Genomic DNA, 16,313 nt, shown 5'->3' on the forward strand with positions numbered 1-16,313 from the left:
GCTCGGGCGACGAGCGGGTCGGAGTAACGCCGTGCGAGCGCGGGCTTCGCCCGCGCAACCAACTCGGGACTCGCGCGGCGGGTGGCCTGCCTCACGGCATGGCCGAACCCGCCACGCTCGAACTACAAGTGTTCCTGGGGGAGGCCTCGGAGGGGGCCGTCGAGGCCCCCTCCGATTGTCCGAGGAGGGTGAGCCGGTGCTCGAGATCGTCACGATGAAAGAGATCGAGCGAATCTTCGCTGTGACCGACGCCCTCGGCATTCACCGGGAGGCGCTCGTGATCCCGCTCGGGCCCGCCTCCCCGGGACGGGTGCGGCGGCTGCCGAACGGGAAGATCGAGATCACGGTGGACGCCGAGGTGCCCATCGAGGAATGGGTCCAGCGGCTCCCCGAGCTGATCCGCCAGGCGACGGCGGCGTGACCTCCGATCCTTCCCCTCCCCTGCTCCCGGCCCCTCCCCTGCTCCGGCGCGAGCTCTCGCTCCTCCCGCTCACGGCCGTGATCTTCTTCAACGTGAGCGGCGGCCCCTACGGGATCGAAGATGCGGTTTCCACGTTCGGCCCCGGCCTCACCCTCCTGCTGCTCCTCCTCACGCCGCTGCTCTGGAGCCTTCCCGTGGCCGTCGCCATGGCCGAGCTGAGCTCGGCGCTTCCGGAGGAGGGCGGCTACGTGAGCTGGGTCAAGCGCGCGTTCGGCCCGTTCTGGGCGTTCCAGGTGGGCTGGTGGAGCTGGGTCGGGGGCTTCGTGGATGTCGGGCTCTACCCTGTCCTGTTCGTCGATTATCTGAGCCACTGGCTTCCGGGCATCACCCCGGCGGTTCGCTGGTCGGTGGCTCTCGCCTTTGTCTGGAGCCTGACGCTCCTGAACCTCCGTGGCGTGCGCCTGGTCGGATGGAGCGCCGTGCTCCTGGGAGCCGTGGCGTTTTCCCCCGTGATCGGCCTGGGGATCCTCGGGATGGGGAGACTCGGTGAGCTGGGCAGCCTGCCGTTGGCTTCCGAGGGGAGCGGGCTCGTCCAAGGGCTCGGGGTCGGGCTCGCGGTGATGATGTGGAACTACTCGGGCTGGGACAACCCTACGACCTGCCTCGGCGAGACGCGGAGTCCCGAGGCCACCTACCGTCGCGCGCTCTGGCTCAGCCTGCCTCTCGTCGTGCTGACGTACGCGCTCACCGTGGCGGTGGGGCTCGGCGCGGAGCCGCGGCCGGAGCGCTGGCGATCCGGGTCCCTCGCCGAGATCGGGGCGGCGGTCAGCGGGCGCTGGCTCGCCGGCTGGATCACCCTCGCTGCGCTTCTGAGCGCGGCCGGCCTCTTCCTGTCGAATCTCCTGACCAACTCGCGCCTGCCCTTCGTCCTCGGCCAGGACCGCCTCCTGCCTCGCTCGCTGGGATGGCTCCACCCGCGCTACGCCACGCCGTGGGTGGCCATCGTGGCCTCGAGCGTGGTCTACAGCGTCCTGGCCCTCCTGCCGTTCACCGAGCTGGTGGTCCTCGACGTGTGGCTCTACTCCCTCGCGCTCGTGATCGAGCTGGCGGCGTTCCTCGCGATTCGGCTCCGGGAGCCCGGGCTTCCGCGCCCCTGGCGGGTTCCCGGCGGAGTGGCCGGCGCGCTCCTCGTGGTGGCGCTGCCGAGCCTCCTGGCGCTTCTGGCGGTGGCGACCAGCAGCTGGGGCAACACGCTGGCGGGCGTGGTCGCCGCGCTGAGCGGGCCCGTGGCCTACCGGGCCTTCGCCAGGGAACCCGGAGGGGGGCCACCCACGCCTTCGGCGCGGGTACCCGCCCCTTCCGGACCTCCCCCCAGGACAGGTTGCGCCGGCCGGGTACCCACTCCGTAGGAGTGGGTGGGCGCTCGAGAGGCTCCGAGGCGGAACGCCGAGGCGTGAGTCACCCGGTCATCCACTCGCGTCCGGCGCGGGGCGCGTCGAGTCTTCCGAGCAGGTCCCGCAGGAGGTCGAGTCCCCCGCGGTCCAGGGTGCGGCTGTCGACGATGACCTCGGCGGTCGGCGGGAGCACGGTGCGGAGCTTCTCGACCGCCTGCTCCGAGCAGACCACGACGGAGGTGGCCTCCAGCATCCGCGTGATGCTCCAGGGGTCGTCGGCGGTGGCCAGGACGGGCCGGAGATCGGCGAGCCCCGCGGACTCGACGGAGCGGAGGAGGTTCTGGCTCCCCTGCGCCGTGGCGCACACCAGGCCCACCGTGCTGCCTTCGGGAAGCTCGCTGAGGCGCAGCAGGGTCGAGATGCTGGTTTCCGTGAGGAGCGCTACCACGGGGATCGACTCGGCGGCCAGGGCCCGCTTGACCTCGTGGACGTGGAAGAACGTCGTGATCACGACGGCGAACCGGCGCGCGAAGGCCGGGTCCCGCCGAACCCGCTCAGGCAGGTCGTCCACGAGCAGGCGCTCGACCGAGAGCGGCAGCTCGGCCTCCAGCTCCTCGCCGAAGCGCGAGATCTCTTCCCAGTTGCACTCGACGAGCAGCGCGCGGGTCCGCTTGGCCTTCCTCGCTCCGGCAACGGGAGCCCGCGCCGCCACCGTCGCCAGGAACTCGTCCGCGGAATAGCCGAGCCGTCGCGCACGTTCCAGCCCCTGGTCGACGACCTGCGCGAGGCTCTGGGCCGTGCGGCGTTCGCGGGCCGGCGGGCGCTCCGCGACGAAGGTGCCGCGCCCCGGACGGCTCTCGAGGTACCCGTCCTGGTGGAGCTCCGCCAGCGCCTTCGCCGCCGTGTTCGGATTGATCCGGAGGTAGCCCGCCAGCTGGCGGACGGTCGGGAGCTGGCCGCCCGGCTTCAGGCTCCCGGTCGTGATCAGGTGGCGGATCTGGGTTTTGAGCTGAAGGTGGACGGGTACGGAGATCTCCCGGTTGACCTGCAAACCTACGGGCGGAACCAAACGCAGGGGCTCACGCCGTGACACGCTCAACCTCGGTGTCGGCCTCCTTCGCGCTGTCCCTGAGCCAGGTGCCCAGCCGGATCAGGAGGATTCCGAACCTGAGCCTGATCCCCGGGCGACCGGCCAGGGCCTGGCCGAGCATGGCCTGGTGGGCAGCGAACTCCCGGTCTTGTCTCAGTCGGTCCTTGATATGCCACTCGAGCTCGTAAAGGTTCATGACGGCCCCCTAGAATTTTAGTGTACTAGTACGCTAGGACAAATGGTTCGGGCTGTCAAGCCAAAAGTAGCGAGGCTGCCTCAGAACACGCTGCCGGGCTACCCCGAATTCGATTCCTTCCCAAGCTCACCCTATAGGGGAAGAAACGAATTCGGTCCCCGAAAACGAACCAGGAGCCTCTGACCGGTGGCCGTGCACCAAGAGAATCACGGGGTGAGGGGCCGTAAGTGCCTTAATCCTCAACCTTGGCTGTGAAACCAAGGGGGCGCTCCAACCCGCAGCGGCCAGACAGGGTCGGAGATTACCGGCGCTGGCTGAGGGTAAGAGCCAGACGGGCGGTTGCCAGGACCGGAGCCTCCCGGGGCGGGACCACGCGGAGGGAGAGCCCGCCACGCCTGAGAGCCCTCCAGACTCCGGCTCTGAACCCGCGATCCTCCAAGAGCCGGCCGGCCCAGCTCACCGCGATCGGAGGGCGGAGGGAAAGCGCGCTGGCGACCTCTCTCACCTGGAGCGCCAGATGTCGTTGGGCCTCGGCGACGATGCGCCTCGCGATCCTGTTCCCGGTCCTGGCCCGGGCGAGGACACGCACGGCGGCCCTGGCAACCCGCGCTGCGGCATCAGGAAACCGCACAAGAGGCCGGAGCGTTTCGAAGCGCTCACCGCGCTTGGTTGCCTTGAGCCACTCCCGCCCGATCCAGAAGGCCGAGCCCTCGTCGCCGAGGAGCGGGCCCAGCCCTCCTCGACGGATCCATCGCCCGCGCGGGTTCCGGCCGAGGACGATGGAGCCTGTCCCGGCCAGCACCAGGAGCCCCGGGGTGTCGCCGAGCGCCCCGAGGTAGGCGGCCTCGACGTCGGGGAGCACCGTGACCTTCCGCGCCAGGTTGCGGAGCCGCCGCGCCTGCCGTCGCCGCTCTGGGGCGGTCCAGACTCCTCTGGTAGCGATTACGAGAGCTCCCACCTGAGCGGGCGTAACCCGCCAGCGTCTGAAGAGCGACCGGAGGAACTTCGGCAGGCTCACCAGGTCCGGAGCTGCGCCCGTGAAGGATCGGAGTCGCCCGCCGTCGGAGCTGAGAGCCAGAACCCGGATCCAGGTCCCGCCGAGGTCACCTCCCACGGCGATCAGGCGTCGAGACCGTCGTCTCCCTGACACGGCACCTCCTCAGCTTCCATTCTGACCTGGCGCGAGGGCGGCGGGAGAGCAAATTTCGAGACGCGGGTCCCGCATCTCAGCACCGTCACGGGAGGCAGCTGGGGTATCATGGCCCAGATCCATGGCGTCCTGGTTCCCCGGCGGCAGCGCGCTCTCGTGGCCCGACTACGCCGTCCTGATCCTCGCGCTCGGCTGCCTGATCCTCGTCGGCGTCAGCTTCACCCGCGAGCAGCGCGACACGGTAGACTTCTTCCTCGCGCGCCGCCGGGTGCCGTGGTGGGCCGCGTGCCTGTCGTTCCTCGCCACCGAGATCAGCGCGGTCACGATCATCTCGGTGCCGGCCACCGCCTACAGCGAGAACTGGGAGTACTTCCAGTTCTTCGTCGGCTGCAGCCTGGCCAAGTTCGCCGTGGCCTTCCTCTTCATCCCCGCCTTCTACCGCTACGACTGCACCACCATCTACGAGTTCCTCCGTCACCGCTTCGGCCAGGCCACCCAGGTCACCGGGTCGATCTTCTTCTTCATCACGCGCCTCCTGGGCTCCGGGGTCCGCCTCATGGCCGCCTGCCTGGCGGTCTCGATTCTGATCGGCTGGCACATCGTGCCGACGATCGCCCTCTTCACCGTGGTGTCCATCCTCTACATCGCGGCGGGAGGCGTGAAGGCGGTCGTCTGGACCAACGTCTTTCAGGCGCTCGTCTTCCTGGTCGGCGGCGCTGCGACGCTAGTGTTTCTCACCTGGCAGATTGACGGCGGGTTGACGGCGATCGTCTCCGTGGCGGGGGCCGCGGGGAGGCTCAATTTGATCAACTGGGGGCCCGCGCCCGGGGCCTCCGACTTCTGGAGCCGGGTCCTCACCGACCCCAACATCGTCTGGCTCGCACTCCTGAACGGGGTTGTGGGCTGCGCCGCCGCCTTCGGGACCGATCACGACCTGATGCAGCGCCTCCTGACGGTCGAGACCCGCCGGAAGAGCCAGCGGACCCTGGCCCTCACTCCGCTGGGCACGCTCCTGACGCTGATCATCTATCTGGGGATCGGCGCGGGCCTCTACACCTACTACGCCCAGCGGCCTGACCTCCCCGTGCCCCGCCCCGACAACATCTTCCCTCACTTCATCGAGTCGGCGATGCCGGTCGTGCTGCGCGGGCTCATGCTCTCGGCCATTGTGCTGGCGAGCATCGACTCGCCGCTCTGCTCGCTGTCCGCCTCGTTTGTCACCGACATCTACCGGCCGCTCCTCCACCGCGCGGGGGGCGAGGCCCACTACCTCCTGGTCTCGCGCGTGGCCGTGGTCGTGTTCGGCCTGGTTCTCGGCGGGCTCGCCTACGCCTTCTCGTTCTTCGAGCAGATCCTCTGGCTCGCGTTCAAGATCGCCGGGGTCACCTTCGGCTCGCTCCTCGGCGTCTTTCTTCTGGGGCTCCTGACTGCGCGCGCCGCCAACCGGGCCAACGTGGCGGCCATGGTGGTCATGGCGCTGGTGAACCTGGGCCTCCTGGTCCTGTCCGAGACGAAGGTCCTGCCGCTCGGCTGGAGCTGGCTCGTGATATTCGGCACTGCCGGGACGCTGATCCTGGCCTGGCTCCTCGGCCCTCTCCTCGACCCCCACCCTGGAAGGGAGATGGAGTAGGCCGGATCAGGAGAGAGCATGATGGGATCTCCCTAAGATGCTGAAGCGTGAGTTCCGATTTCTGGGTTTTCAATTTGGTACGATGCGGCAACACAGTGTGTTACACTGTGCGCGAGTACGCTGCGGCCATGACGACGCCTACAAAAACGCTGCGCCTTCGACCGGGATTGCGCGCCGAGATCGACCGGATCGCGCGGCGGACGCGACGCTCCTTCTCGCAGGTGACCCAGGACCTGATCGAGGAGGCCTTGCGGATGCGCGAGTGTCCCGGGATCTACTTCGCCGATGAGCCCGGAGGACGGGAAGCCAAGCTCGCTGGCACCGGCCTCGGGGCTTGGGAGGTCATCCGCGACTACAAGGCCGGCGGAAAGAATGAGCAGGCGCTACGAAAGTCGTTCCCCCGGCTCTCTGCCGCCCAGGTGAAAGCCTGCCTGCTTTACTACAGCCGGTACCCTCAGGAGATTGACGCCGAAATCGCGGAAAATGCGGCGCTGACCCGAAAGGCTGTCCAGGCCAAGGTGCCCGGGTTAGTGCGCACCGCATGAAGTTCTACCTTGATGAGGATCTCTCTCCTCAGATTGCCAAGCGGCTTCGGAAGAGGGGGATTGACGCGGTAAGCGCTTTCGAGCCAGGAAACGTCCAGTTGTCGGACCGGGAGCAGCTCGCGTATGCAGGACGTGCGGGGCGGTGCTTGGTCACCAGAAATGTTCGCCATTTTGTCGTCCTCGCCCAAGATGCCGTCCGCCGACAAGAGCCCCATGCTGGAATAATCCTCTGTCCCCCGAGCATCCGGGGATTTGAAACAGGAGCCATTGCCGACGCCTTGACTCGGCTTACGAAACAGTTTCCGCGAGGTCTTGGTGGGTACGACGTGATTTACCTTTAGGGGGAAGGCTGCGGGGTCCCGGCTCCGCTTCTCAGGAATTCATGAGGTAGGCTTTGAGCCGTATCTGGCGAGAGCCTGGAACCAATAGTATGCGAGGGAACTAACGAGTACAGCTCCGATGATGGCACCTGGGAGAGCTTCGGGATAGGCTTGGTAGAACCCTTGCTTGAGCATATTTAAGACAGACATAGTGCCGAGCGCTAGAGGTACCAGCGCAACATAGTATTGCAGTACATAAATGCAGACCACGCTGATCAATATACCGAGCATAGATCCCGCGACTAACCAATCTTGTAATGTCTCGTCTGTCCCGGTAATCGTAAACCCTAGCAGGATGAACAGTGCTATGCCCACGGCTATTCTTCGCGTCCAATTCTCTGTCAGGCGATTGGCTGACATCAAAACGGTCATGATGAACAGCACTTGAAATACGTACCATGCCATGGAAAGGAAAATGGTTCCGACTAAAGGGAAGAAAAGGCCGGCGGGGCCGTAATCCGGCCACAGTCGTCGGAGAGGAGAGCTAACCATACGTACAATTTCTACGAAACCAGCGCCTAAGGCTCCCAACGATAGTCCCCACAAAAGAGCCTTGCCACGTCCCAATGGGATGGGCCGAATATCCCAAGCGTGAATCAGCGCTGCAAAGAGAGCCATGACGGAAGATGTAAGCAAGGCAAGGATTGTAGTAGCGCCAAAGTAAAATCCTAGATTGAGCGATTCCGAGGAGCGCACGGGGAAGCCGCCTAGAGGCGGCGCTGCAAAAGAGACAACATTGAGTACAGAAATACCTGAGAGGAACCCCAGAAATAGTCGCGTAGGAAAACCTCGAACACGAACCCATCGGAGTATCGCGCCAACAGTAGCTATTAACACCAACATGGCAGTCAGGGCGCCGCAAATTAACTGATATCCGAGTATGCTCCTGCTTCGCTCAATTTCCCCAGTGAACCAACGGACGGGAACCTGGACATATCTTTCAGTGTCGACCGCTTCGTTGCCAGCAATGGAGATGGCGATTCGCGCCTGCCCTTCCTTGATCGGGTAGCTCTGGGCGTCTTCAAATACGAATTTCCAATCGTAATACGCCGGGCGTTCCAGTTCGAACACTGACACTTCCGGCAAGGCCGTCGGATCGAGGTTGTAATTCGACCAAAGAACGGAGTGCGCGATCGTTCGCGCTTCATCTCGGGAAACCTTCTTTACAAGGCCCTTCGGGGGTCTTGTGGCTGCCCACGAATGATTGAATCGAAAAACGTTCCCGGTGCCATCAACGAATATGTCGTATACCTCGAATTCTGGGGTGGCCTGGCCGACGGCGAAGCGAATCCGAAAGTGAGGTGGTCGCAGGTAAGTGCCCATCAGTTTTAAATACGCGGCTGTCCCTCCTTTTTGCCAGACGAATCGATCTGCCTTTTCGGGTTGACCTTGGACCTCGACGTATATCGTCCAAGGTGGACGCAGTTGGATGCCGCGTTCCGCCAGGGCCTGCTCCGCGATGGTCTGAGCCTGGATCCGCGTTATTGCAAGCGGAGGGACATCGGGCTTGAAATTGGATGCGATGAGCCACGTGACCAAACCGCCCACGCCCAACAATGGAACGAGTCGAGCCGTGGCGGCTCCGGCAGTAACCATCGAGATCGCCTCTAATTGCAGGAGGGTCTTCCGTTGCGTTCCGATGGTTGACGGGACTGGGATGCCCTCACGCCAACCAACTTCAATCAGAATCCGATCGGTTTCGCGTCCGTGTCAACGGATTTCAATAGCTGCAGGCGTTTTTCACGATTCTTCCCCCAGAGGTTTTCAGAAACATTCCGCCGCCCCAGGGACTCTGTCGTTAGTGAATGTCTACTCCATCACAGTGGGACGCTCAACTCCTTTTTTCCGGGTTCTCATGCCCTGAGTGCGGGCCGGGCGTTGTCCGGGAGGCGCCAGGATCGATTCTGAATAAGGCATCGAGAAACGGCCTCGGCCTATCATTGAAAGTGGCGGGCCGAGACAAAAGACTCCCAGGGGTCTCGGAGATCTCCAGAGCTGCTCAGGCGCTGAAGTTCGAGCCGAGGGACGTCGGCCATCACTCGGAGGGGGGCTTCGCCCCCCTTCCGATGCCTCACCCCTGGATTGCGCGGGCCAAGCCCGCGCTCGAATCCGGGAGGCAGGCCCGTCACGAGGCGAGACCCGACAGGAGGCGGGCGAGGACGGCCTCGAGCTGGCAGGCGCGGAAGCCGAAAGCGGTGAGGCCAAGGACGCCGGGCGCCAGGAGCTCGGCGTCGTACGGGTCGCGGAGGAGGACCACGGCCAGGGCCCGTGCCGTTTTCTGGAGCCGGTCCAGAAGCTGTTTGTTCGACGGGTAGAGGTGGGCGTCGAAGAGGAAGAGGATCGCCGCGTCGGCTCGCGCGACCAGCTCGCCTGCCCGCGTGATGTCCTCCTGATCAGGCTCGATCGGAACCAGCTGGACCTCGGGGCTCACGCCGTAAGGCGCGAAGGCCCTCGAGATGTACTCGGCCTCATCCAGGAGCTGGGGCTCAATGGTGATCCGGTCGGCCAGCTCGGAAAATCTCGGGAATATCACCGCCACGCGCCCGTTGAGCCGCTGGCGGAAGCCGACCGGTTCGGGCGTCAGGCGAGTCGCTGCCCACGTGGCCATGGCCCTCGCGAGCGCGGCGCCGTCGGGCTCGGCCCGGGGCGGGCCTCCCTCGAACCGGACCGGGCGCAACGCCTTGAGGCTGGCGATGCGCTCGACGCTGGCCTCCAGCTCGCTCAGCGGGAGCTGCCTCGCCCGATACGCGTCGACGAGCGCCGCCCGGGCCTGACGCTGGGCGCTCTCGGTGTGGCAGACGAGAAGCAGGTCGTGGCCGGCTTCTGCGGCCTTCACGGCGGCCTCGCCGACCGCGCACAGCTCGGCAACGGCACCCATCTCGAGGTCATCGCTCACGGCCACTCCGGTGAAGCCCAGCTCGTCTCTCAGGAGGCCCTTCACGAGGCGCGTCGAGAACGTCGCGGGGGTCCGGGGCGCAGGGTCCAGGTTGGGATAGAGCGGGTGGGAGGTCATGACGGCGTGGACCCCGGCCTCGATGGCGGCGACGAAGGGGACGAGGTGGACGCGTCGCATCTCGTCCCACGTTGACGGGATCGTGGGGAGGCTGAGGTGCGCGTCCACGGCAGCGTGGCCCTTTCCGGGGAAGTGCTTGGCGCAGGCCGAGAGCCCGCCGCCCTGCATCCCGCGGATCCTGGCCGTCCCGCACTTCGCCACCAGCATCGCGTCCTTGCCGTAGGAGCGGATCCCGATGTTGGGACTGTAGGCCTCGGTCAGGACATCCAGCACCGGCGCGAGGTTCAGGTCAACGCCGAGGCGTCGGAGCTCTCGCGCTTCGAGCTGGCCCTGGCGGCGGGCGAAGAGCGGATCGCCCGAGGCCCCGACGGCCAGGTTGTCGGGGAAGATCGTCACGGCGTCGCGCAGCATGACGACCCGGCCGCCCTCGTGGTCCGTGGCGATCAGGAGGCGGCGGCCGAGGGCCGCCTCGAGCTCGGTGATCAAGCCGACGAGCTGCGCGGCGGACTCGAAATTCCGGCGGTAGAGGATGAGCCCTCCGGCGCCGGTCTCGCGGAACAGGCGGACGTCTTCGGTGCGGAGCCTCGGCCCCGAGAGCCCGAACATCAACCGCTGACCGACGAGGTCCTCGAGCGTCACCGGTAGAGGAGGAAGGGCTGGCGCAGCCGCCTGAAGCGGGCCAGCTCGGACTGCCAGGACTCCTCGATCTGCCGGAGCGGCCGATCGGCTTCGATCTGGCGACGGATCCTGGCCGTCCCGCACAGGAGGTCGATGGGAAGCTTCTTCCCCTCGAACTCATACGGGGGCTTTCGCCACGCGAAGCGTTTCGGTGCGAGCCTGCGGGCGGTCGCGATCACTGCCAGCCCCGTCAGGTACGGCTTGAAGCGGGCGGGATCGAGGACGTGCCACTGGACTCCGCCGCAGAGCCGGCCCGCGTACTTGTGGAAGGTCGGCCGGAAGTAGCACGGGCGGAAGTGGACCCCGGGGAGCGGCTCACGGTTAAGCGCCTCGGCCCACGCGTGAGGGTCGAGGAAGGGCGCGCCGATGTACTCGAACGGGCGGGTCGTGCCGCGTCCCTCTGAGAGGTTGGTGCCTTCCACCAGGCAGGCGCCGGGATAAACCCGCGCGGTGTCCGGCGTCGGCATGTTCGGCGAGGGGGCAACCCAGGGAAGGCCGGTCTCCTCCCAGAGCATCCTGCGTCGCCAGCCCCGCATGGGCACGACCTCGAGCCTCGCCCCGAGGCCGAAGCGCGCGTTGAGGAGGCCCGCCAGCTCTCCCATCGTCATTCCGTGGACGACGGGGACCGGGTAGAGGCCCACGAACGAGGCGAAGCGGGGGTCGAGGACGTTGCCCTCGGTGAGCAGGCCTCCCAGCGGGTTAGGGCGATCGAGGACGACGAGCGGGATCCCCGAGCGCCCGCAGGCGGCCAGCGTGAGGGCCATCGTCCAGACGAACGTGTAGTAGCGGGCTCCGACCTCCTGGAGGTCGAGCACCAGGAGGTCGAGGTCCCTGAGCATCTCGGCTGTGGGCGCTCGGCGCCGGCCGTAAAGGCTCCAGACCCGACAGCCTGTGCGCGGGTCACGCGCGTTGGGGATCCGCGCGTGGTCCTGGGCCGCGCCTGAGAGGCCATGCTCGGGGGCGAAGAGCGTTGACAGCCTGACGGCGCGCAGCGACCGGAGGAGCGTGATCGCGTGCTGGAGGGAGCCGTCTACCGACGCCTGGTGGGCGACGAGGCCGATCCGCTTGCCTTTGAGGAGCCGAGTGTGGTCAGCGAGGAGCGTCTCCAGCCCGACTCGAACGCGCGTCATGCGCTCCTATAGTAGTATGGGCGGGGGCCATGCGCAGAATCGCCTACGAGCGGCTTCCAACCGAGCAGGACAATCCGAGGAGCCGAAACCTGGACCGGCTCTCCCCGCTCGCCATCGTGAGCCTCATGAACCGTGAGGACCGGTTCGTCCTGGCAGCGGTCCGCCGCGCGGGTCGTCCGATCGCCCGAGCGGTCGAGTTGATCACGGAATGCCTGAGACACGGCGGTCGCCTGGTGTTCGTCGGTGCCGGCACGAGCGGCCGGCTCGGCGTTCTCGAGGCCGCCGAGTGCCCGCCGACCTTCGGGACGCCGCCGGCGTTGGTCCAGGCGATCATGGCCGGGGGCAGGCCTTCGGTCTTTCGTTCGCGGGAAGGGGCTGAGGATCGGGAGGGCGAGGCGCGGCGAGCGATCCGGCGATGCGTGCGGGCAGGGGACGTCGTCGTGGGGGTTTCGGCGAGCGGGGTCACGCCCTTTGTCAGGGCCGCGCTGCGGGAGGCCAGGCGGCGGAGGGCTCGCACCGTTCTCGTCGCGACAAACCCGTTGAGCCCCGTCGGCCGGCACGCCGACCTCGTGATCGGCCCGCGCGTCGGGCCTGAGATCCTGGCTGGCTCGACCCGGCTGAAGGCCGGCAGCGCGACGAAGATGATCCTGAACATGCTGACTACGGCCAGCATGGTCAGTCTCGGAAAGGTTTACGCCAACCGGATGGTGGACCTCCGTCCGACATCGCGGAAGCTCAGGGCGCGGGCCGAGAAGCTGATTCGCGAGCTGGGAGGGACGAGCGGAGCCCGGGCGCGCCGGTTCCTCGAGGCTGCCGACGGCCAGGTGAAGGTCGCGATCCTGATGGCTCGGCGGCGTCTGAGCGCCCGGGAGGCGCGGCGGGAGCTTGCCCGGGTCGGCGGGTCGTTGAGAGGCGGCCTCGGGCGCGGTTGAGACAATCGGCGGGGGCCCGGGTACCCGCGCCGAAGGCGTGGGTGTCCCCCTCCGAGGCCTCCCCCAGGAATGGTGGTACGAGCCGAGGGGCTGCCGACGAGCCGCGGGCGTGGTAGTTCGAGACGAGGCGCTTCGGCGCAGGCAGCTTCATCGCCTGCGCCAGCGACGAGGCGAGGCCCGAGTCAATTGCGCGGGCCAAGCCCGCGCTGGAAGCGCATTACTCCCACGCCCGCCTACAACACTTTGACGGGGGCGGAGCCCCCCTTCCGAAGCCTCCCCCAAGGAGGTTGTTCGAGCGTGGCGGGGTCGGCCATGCCGTGAGGCAGGTCCCCCGCCACGCGAGGGCTCAGTTGATTGCGCCGGCGAAGCCGGCGCTCGATCATCCAGGCCTCGGCGTCCCCTTACGCGGCCTTCCCGGTTTCTGCCAATCTGGCAGGGACCTGCCGTCACAGACGGTGCCCGGCGGCCTTCGAGACAGGCTGAAATCTCCTTAATTTTCAGTTGATTCCCCTCCTCGATCGCTTGGCACCTGCCCTGCACCTCCCCGACCTGTGTGAGCCAACATTCGCCAGCGACCGAATCACCCCTGATCCTTGTCGCTGATGGGGACAGCGCGGTTGCGCGACGTCTCGCCAGCTACTTGAGGCAGCGAGGCTTCCAGGCTTCCTACACCTCGTCGGGCGAAGACGTTCTCCGCCTCGCCAGCACCGGAAGGCTCGGGCTGGCGATCATCGACGTGTCGCTTCAAGACGGGTCCGGCCACCAAGTGGCCTCCAGACTCAAGGCGATGGATCCCGAGATCCGCGTCCTGATGACCACCGCAGACTACCGTCCGGAGCTGGAGATACGCGCGCGCCAGGCCGGCGTTCTCTACTACGCCCAGAAGCCGGCGGATTACGAGATGCTCGAGGCCGTCGTCGCAAAGGCCATGGCCCGGTGCCTCGCTGAAGGAGGGCTCGGGTCATGACCGGCAGTCGCTCCACACACCGATGGAAGCTGGCGATCGCTGTCTCGCTCCTGCTCCTCGTCGCCCTCGGCGCGGAGAACGGGACAGGTGCCCAGACGCCGGAGACCGTCACCGTCCAGCTCAAGTGGCACCATCAGACCCAGTTCGCCGGAAACTACGTAGCCGACAAGAAGGGCTTTTACGCGAAGGAGAAGCTCGTCGTCGAGAACCGCCCCTGGAAAGTCGGGGCCCCGTCGCCGGCCGAGCAGGTGGTGTCGGGGGCGGCGACGTTTGGGATTACGAGTCACACCCAGTTCCTAGTGGACCGGGGGAGAGGGGTGCCGGTTGTGGCCATTGCGGCCATTTACCAGAAGAGCCCGGTAGGCTTCTTCGCGCTGAAGCGATCGGGGATCAAGCACCCCAAGGACTTCACAGGGAAGGCCGTCGCCTTCGCCCCTACCCACGAGATGCACCTCAGGGCGGTGATGAAGCGGTTGGGCCTTGATTTCGCTTCAGTGCGGCGCGCGCCCTACAGTTTCGACCTGACGCCGTTTTATAAGGGCGAGGTCCCAGTTTGGGCCGGCTACGTCATGAACCAGCCCGTGGACGCCCGCCTGGCCGGCCACGAGGTGACGGTCATCTTCCCGGATGACTACGGTGTCCACACCTACGATGACATTATCTTCACGTCGGAAGACGTGATCCGTCGTAACCCGGCGCTCGTCGAGCGCTGGCTCCGCGCCACCCTCCGAGGGTGGCGGCATGCCATCGAGAACCCAGAGGAGGCCTGCGAAATCACGCTCAAAGCGGATCCGACGCTCAAGCGTGACAAGCAGATGGCCATGCTCCTGGCCAGCATCCCCCTCATTCATACCGGCCAGTATCCGATCGGCTGGATGACGCGGGAAGTCTGGGAGGAGGCGATGGAGATCATGCTGGAGCAGAAGATCCTGTCTCGCTCACTGGCGGTGGAAAAGGCGTACACCACGCGGTTCCTCGAGCAGGCGGCCAGAAGGTAGGGAGCGCTGCGCCAATGGCCGCGCGCCTCAGGCTCGGCAGTCTCAGGACCAGGCTCCTGGGGGCTTTCTTCCTCCTCTCAGTGCTCCCCCTGGCTCTGGTAGGAGTCGTCGTCTCCAAACAGGGAGTGGCGACGCTCAAGGCTCAGATCCTGGAGCGCCTGAGCGCCGTGGCGTTGCTGAAAAGCCAGCAGATCGAGGAGTGGATGAAGGAGCGGCGAAACGATGTCAAGCAGCGGGCCGCCATCCCTCCCTTTCAACAGCATGTCGTCACGCTCATAGAACGAGCCGGGCACCCGGAGGCAGCCGCGTCGTACCAGGCGCTCCAGCAGATTCTGGATCGCCTCCGGACCACGGGGGAGTTCACCGAGATGTTTCTCGTGGATGCCGAGCAGGGGAAAGTGCTGCTCTCCAGCGACCCCGAGCAGGAGGGGAAGTTCAAGACGGACAGGCCGTACTTCCGCGAAGGTCGCGAGCGGCCGTTCGTTCAGCACATCTACTACTCCATCGTCCTGGGGAAGGCGGTGATGGCGTTCTCGGCGCCTGTCCTTGATTCGCAAGGGCGCACGGTGGCGGTCCTCGTGGGGCGCGCCGATCTCAAATTCCTTGATCGGCTCATGGCCGAGCGCTCGGGCCTTGGCGAGACTGGCCGCACCTTCCTGGTAAACAAGTTCAACTACTTCGTCTCCGAATCGCTGGGACGTGCGGAACACGGCTGGAAGCCGGTCTTCACCGAGGGCGTGAAGCGGGCTCTGGCCGGGGAGATGGGGACCGGCCTCTACCTCAACCATGAGAACCGCGCGGTGGTGGGAGCCTACCGAGGGCTCCCGGACCTCGGGGTCGCCCTCATGGCCGAGGTGGACGAAGCCGAGGCGTTAGCGCCCGTCCGAACGTTTCGGGTCGTTCTCATTGCCGTGCTCGCCTTGGTCGCGGGTGTAGCGCTTCTGCTCGGCCTCGACCTCTGCTACGAAATCAGCAAGCCGGTTACCCGCCTGATGGAGGCAGCCCGGGCCATCGGAGGAGGGGACCTGACCCACCGGGTGGAGGTGAAGCACCCCGACGAGCTGACCAACCTCGCGTCGGCTGTGAACTTCATGGCCGATGAACTCTTGCGGTCGCGGCGTCAGCTGGAGAGTCACAGCCGCACCCTCGAGGCGCGCGTTGAAGAGCGGACCCGCGAGCTGTCCGTTCTCCTCACGGTCGCCGGGACGGTGGGCTCGACGCTTGATCTCACGGAAATCCTCCGGCGCGTGGCCAGGGAGGTTGCGCGGCTCCTCGACGCCGACATGGTCGGAGCCTACGTGGCTGACTCGGATGGAACGGCCCTGCGGCCGGTAGCCGGCTACCATGTTCCTCAGGCTCTCCGTGACAGCTTCAGGGCGTTTCCAATCCCGCTCAGGGGCCACCGCTTTCTGGAAGAGGCGTGGGAGTCTGAGAAACCGGTCTTCACGAGTGACGCCTCGGCTGACCTCCGCATCGACCCGGAAATCTTCAGACGGTTTCCCCACCGGTCGGTCCTCTGCGTTCCCGTGGCGACGCAGGAAGGCCCCATCGGCGCGCTCCTGGCCGTGTGGTGGGAGGTCGAGCGGCGGTTCGCTCCCGAGGAGCTTCGCCTGGTCGAGGGGATTGCCAGCCAGACTGCGCCGGCTGTGGCTAGACATTATGACTTCCGCGTCGAAAGGCTGACCCCCGGCTCACCACGCGGGTTAGCCTATGGGAGGCCAGAGCCGCAATGTGCTCTCGGCACATTCTACCCACAAGCACGGAGGTCAGCCATGGAACAGTCTAGCAA

15 protein-coding genes are annotated in these 16,313 nt (G+C 66.3%); 9 read left to right on the forward strand and 6 right to left on the reverse strand.

Annotated elements, in window-relative coordinates:
- The first annotated feature begins 196 nt into the window (after positions 1–196).
- Both HY726_08490 and HY726_08495 read left to right on the forward strand, forming a co-directional pair.
- Positions 197–421 carry a hypothetical protein gene (locus HY726_08490; GenBank protein ID MBI4609032.1) on the forward strand — a complete coding sequence of 75 codons (225 nt, stop codon included), beginning with the start codon at positions 197–199 and terminating at the stop codon, positions 419–421.
- Positions 418–1,830, forward strand: a complete 1,413-nt coding sequence (locus HY726_08495; protein ID MBI4609033.1) for an APC family permease — start codon at positions 418–420, stop codon at positions 1,828–1,830. The genes HY726_08490 and HY726_08495 overlap by 4 nt, the downstream gene beginning before the upstream one ends.
- Positions 1,831–1,879: 49 nt before the next feature.
- On the opposite strand, the gene HY726_08500 is transcribed toward HY726_08495, so the two are convergent.
- The 3 genes from HY726_08500 to HY726_08510 all read right to left on the reverse strand — a co-directional run bounded on the left by HY726_08500 (position 1,880) and on the right by HY726_08510 (position 4,251).
- On the reverse strand, positions 1,880–2,884 hold the full coding sequence (locus HY726_08500; protein MBI4609034.1) for a GntR family transcriptional regulator: 1,005 nt from the start codon (positions 2,882–2,884) through the stop codon (positions 1,880–1,882).
- Between the two features lie 10 nt (positions 2,885–2,894).
- Positions 2,895–3,101: a hypothetical protein gene (locus tag HY726_08505; GenBank protein MBI4609035.1), complete on the reverse strand. Its 207-nt coding sequence runs from the start codon at positions 3,099–3,101 to the stop codon at positions 2,895–2,897.
- 301 nt (positions 3,102–3,402) lie between these two features.
- Entirely contained in the window at positions 3,403–4,251 is an 849-nt protein-coding gene (locus HY726_08510) for a hypothetical protein (GenBank protein ID MBI4609036.1), read from the reverse strand.
- A gap of 121 nt (positions 4,252–4,372) precedes the next feature.
- Here HY726_08510 and HY726_08515 point away from each other — a divergent pair, with 121 nt between their 5' ends.
- The 3 genes from HY726_08515 to HY726_08525 all read left to right on the forward strand — a co-directional run bounded on the left by HY726_08515 (position 4,373) and on the right by HY726_08525 (position 6,767).
- Positions 4,373–5,881, forward strand: a complete 1,509-nt coding sequence (locus HY726_08515) for a sodium/solute symporter (GenBank protein MBI4609037.1) — start codon at positions 4,373–4,375, stop codon at positions 5,879–5,881.
- Positions 5,882–6,009: 128 nt separating this feature from the next.
- Positions 6,010–6,426, forward strand: coding sequence for a DUF433 domain-containing protein (locus HY726_08520; protein MBI4609038.1), 417 nt, complete (start codon positions 6,010–6,012; stop codon positions 6,424–6,426).
- The gene (locus HY726_08525) at positions 6,423–6,767 is read left to right on the forward strand and encodes a DUF5615 family PIN-like protein (GenBank protein ID MBI4609039.1); all 345 of its coding nucleotides are present in this window, start codon (positions 6,423–6,425) and stop codon (positions 6,765–6,767) included. Before HY726_08520 ends, HY726_08525 begins: the two co-directional genes overlap by 4 nt.
- A gap of 39 nt (positions 6,768–6,806) precedes the next feature.
- On the opposite strand, the gene HY726_08530 is transcribed toward HY726_08525, so the two are convergent.
- The 3 genes from HY726_08530 to HY726_08540 form a co-directional block, all read right to left on the reverse strand.
- Positions 6,807–8,402, reverse strand: a complete 1,596-nt coding sequence (locus tag HY726_08530) for a hypothetical protein (protein ID MBI4609040.1) — start codon at positions 8,400–8,402, stop codon at positions 6,807–6,809.
- 529 nt (positions 8,403–8,931) lie between these two features.
- Entirely contained in the window at positions 8,932–10,458 is a 1,527-nt protein-coding gene (nagZ, locus tag HY726_08535) for a beta-N-acetylhexosaminidase (protein ID MBI4609041.1), read from the reverse strand.
- On the reverse strand, positions 10,455–11,627 hold the full coding sequence (locus HY726_08540) for a DUF1343 domain-containing protein (protein MBI4609042.1): 1,173 nt from the start codon (positions 11,625–11,627) through the stop codon (positions 10,455–10,457). Before HY726_08540 ends, nagZ begins: the two co-directional genes overlap by 4 nt.
- Before the next feature lie 29 nt (positions 11,628–11,656).
- Between HY726_08540 and murQ the strand changes: the two genes are divergently transcribed.
- The 4 genes from murQ to HY726_08560 form a co-directional block, all read left to right on the forward strand.
- The gene (murQ, locus tag HY726_08545; GenBank protein ID MBI4609043.1) at positions 11,657–12,559 is read left to right on the forward strand and encodes an N-acetylmuramic acid 6-phosphate etherase; all 903 of its coding nucleotides are present in this window, start codon (positions 11,657–11,659) and stop codon (positions 12,557–12,559) included.
- 553 nt (positions 12,560–13,112) lie between these two features.
- On the forward strand, positions 13,113–13,526 hold the full coding sequence (locus tag HY726_08550) for a response regulator (protein ID MBI4609044.1): 414 nt from the start codon (positions 13,113–13,115) through the stop codon (positions 13,524–13,526).
- A complete protein-coding gene (locus HY726_08555) occupies positions 13,523–14,524 on the forward strand; it encodes an ABC transporter substrate-binding protein (GenBank protein ID MBI4609045.1) in 1,002 nt (333 codons plus the stop codon). Before HY726_08550 ends, HY726_08555 begins: the two co-directional genes overlap by 4 nt.
- 14 nt (positions 14,525–14,538) lie before the next feature.
- Positions 14,539–16,313: GAF domain-containing protein (locus tag HY726_08560; protein MBI4609046.1), on the forward strand; the 1,775-nt coding region annotated here is incomplete at its 3' end.

This window comes from Candidatus Rokuibacteriota bacterium (assembly GCA_016209385.1).
Lineage (GTDB): Bacteria > Methylomirabilota > Methylomirabilia > Rokubacteriales > CSP1-6 > JACQWB01.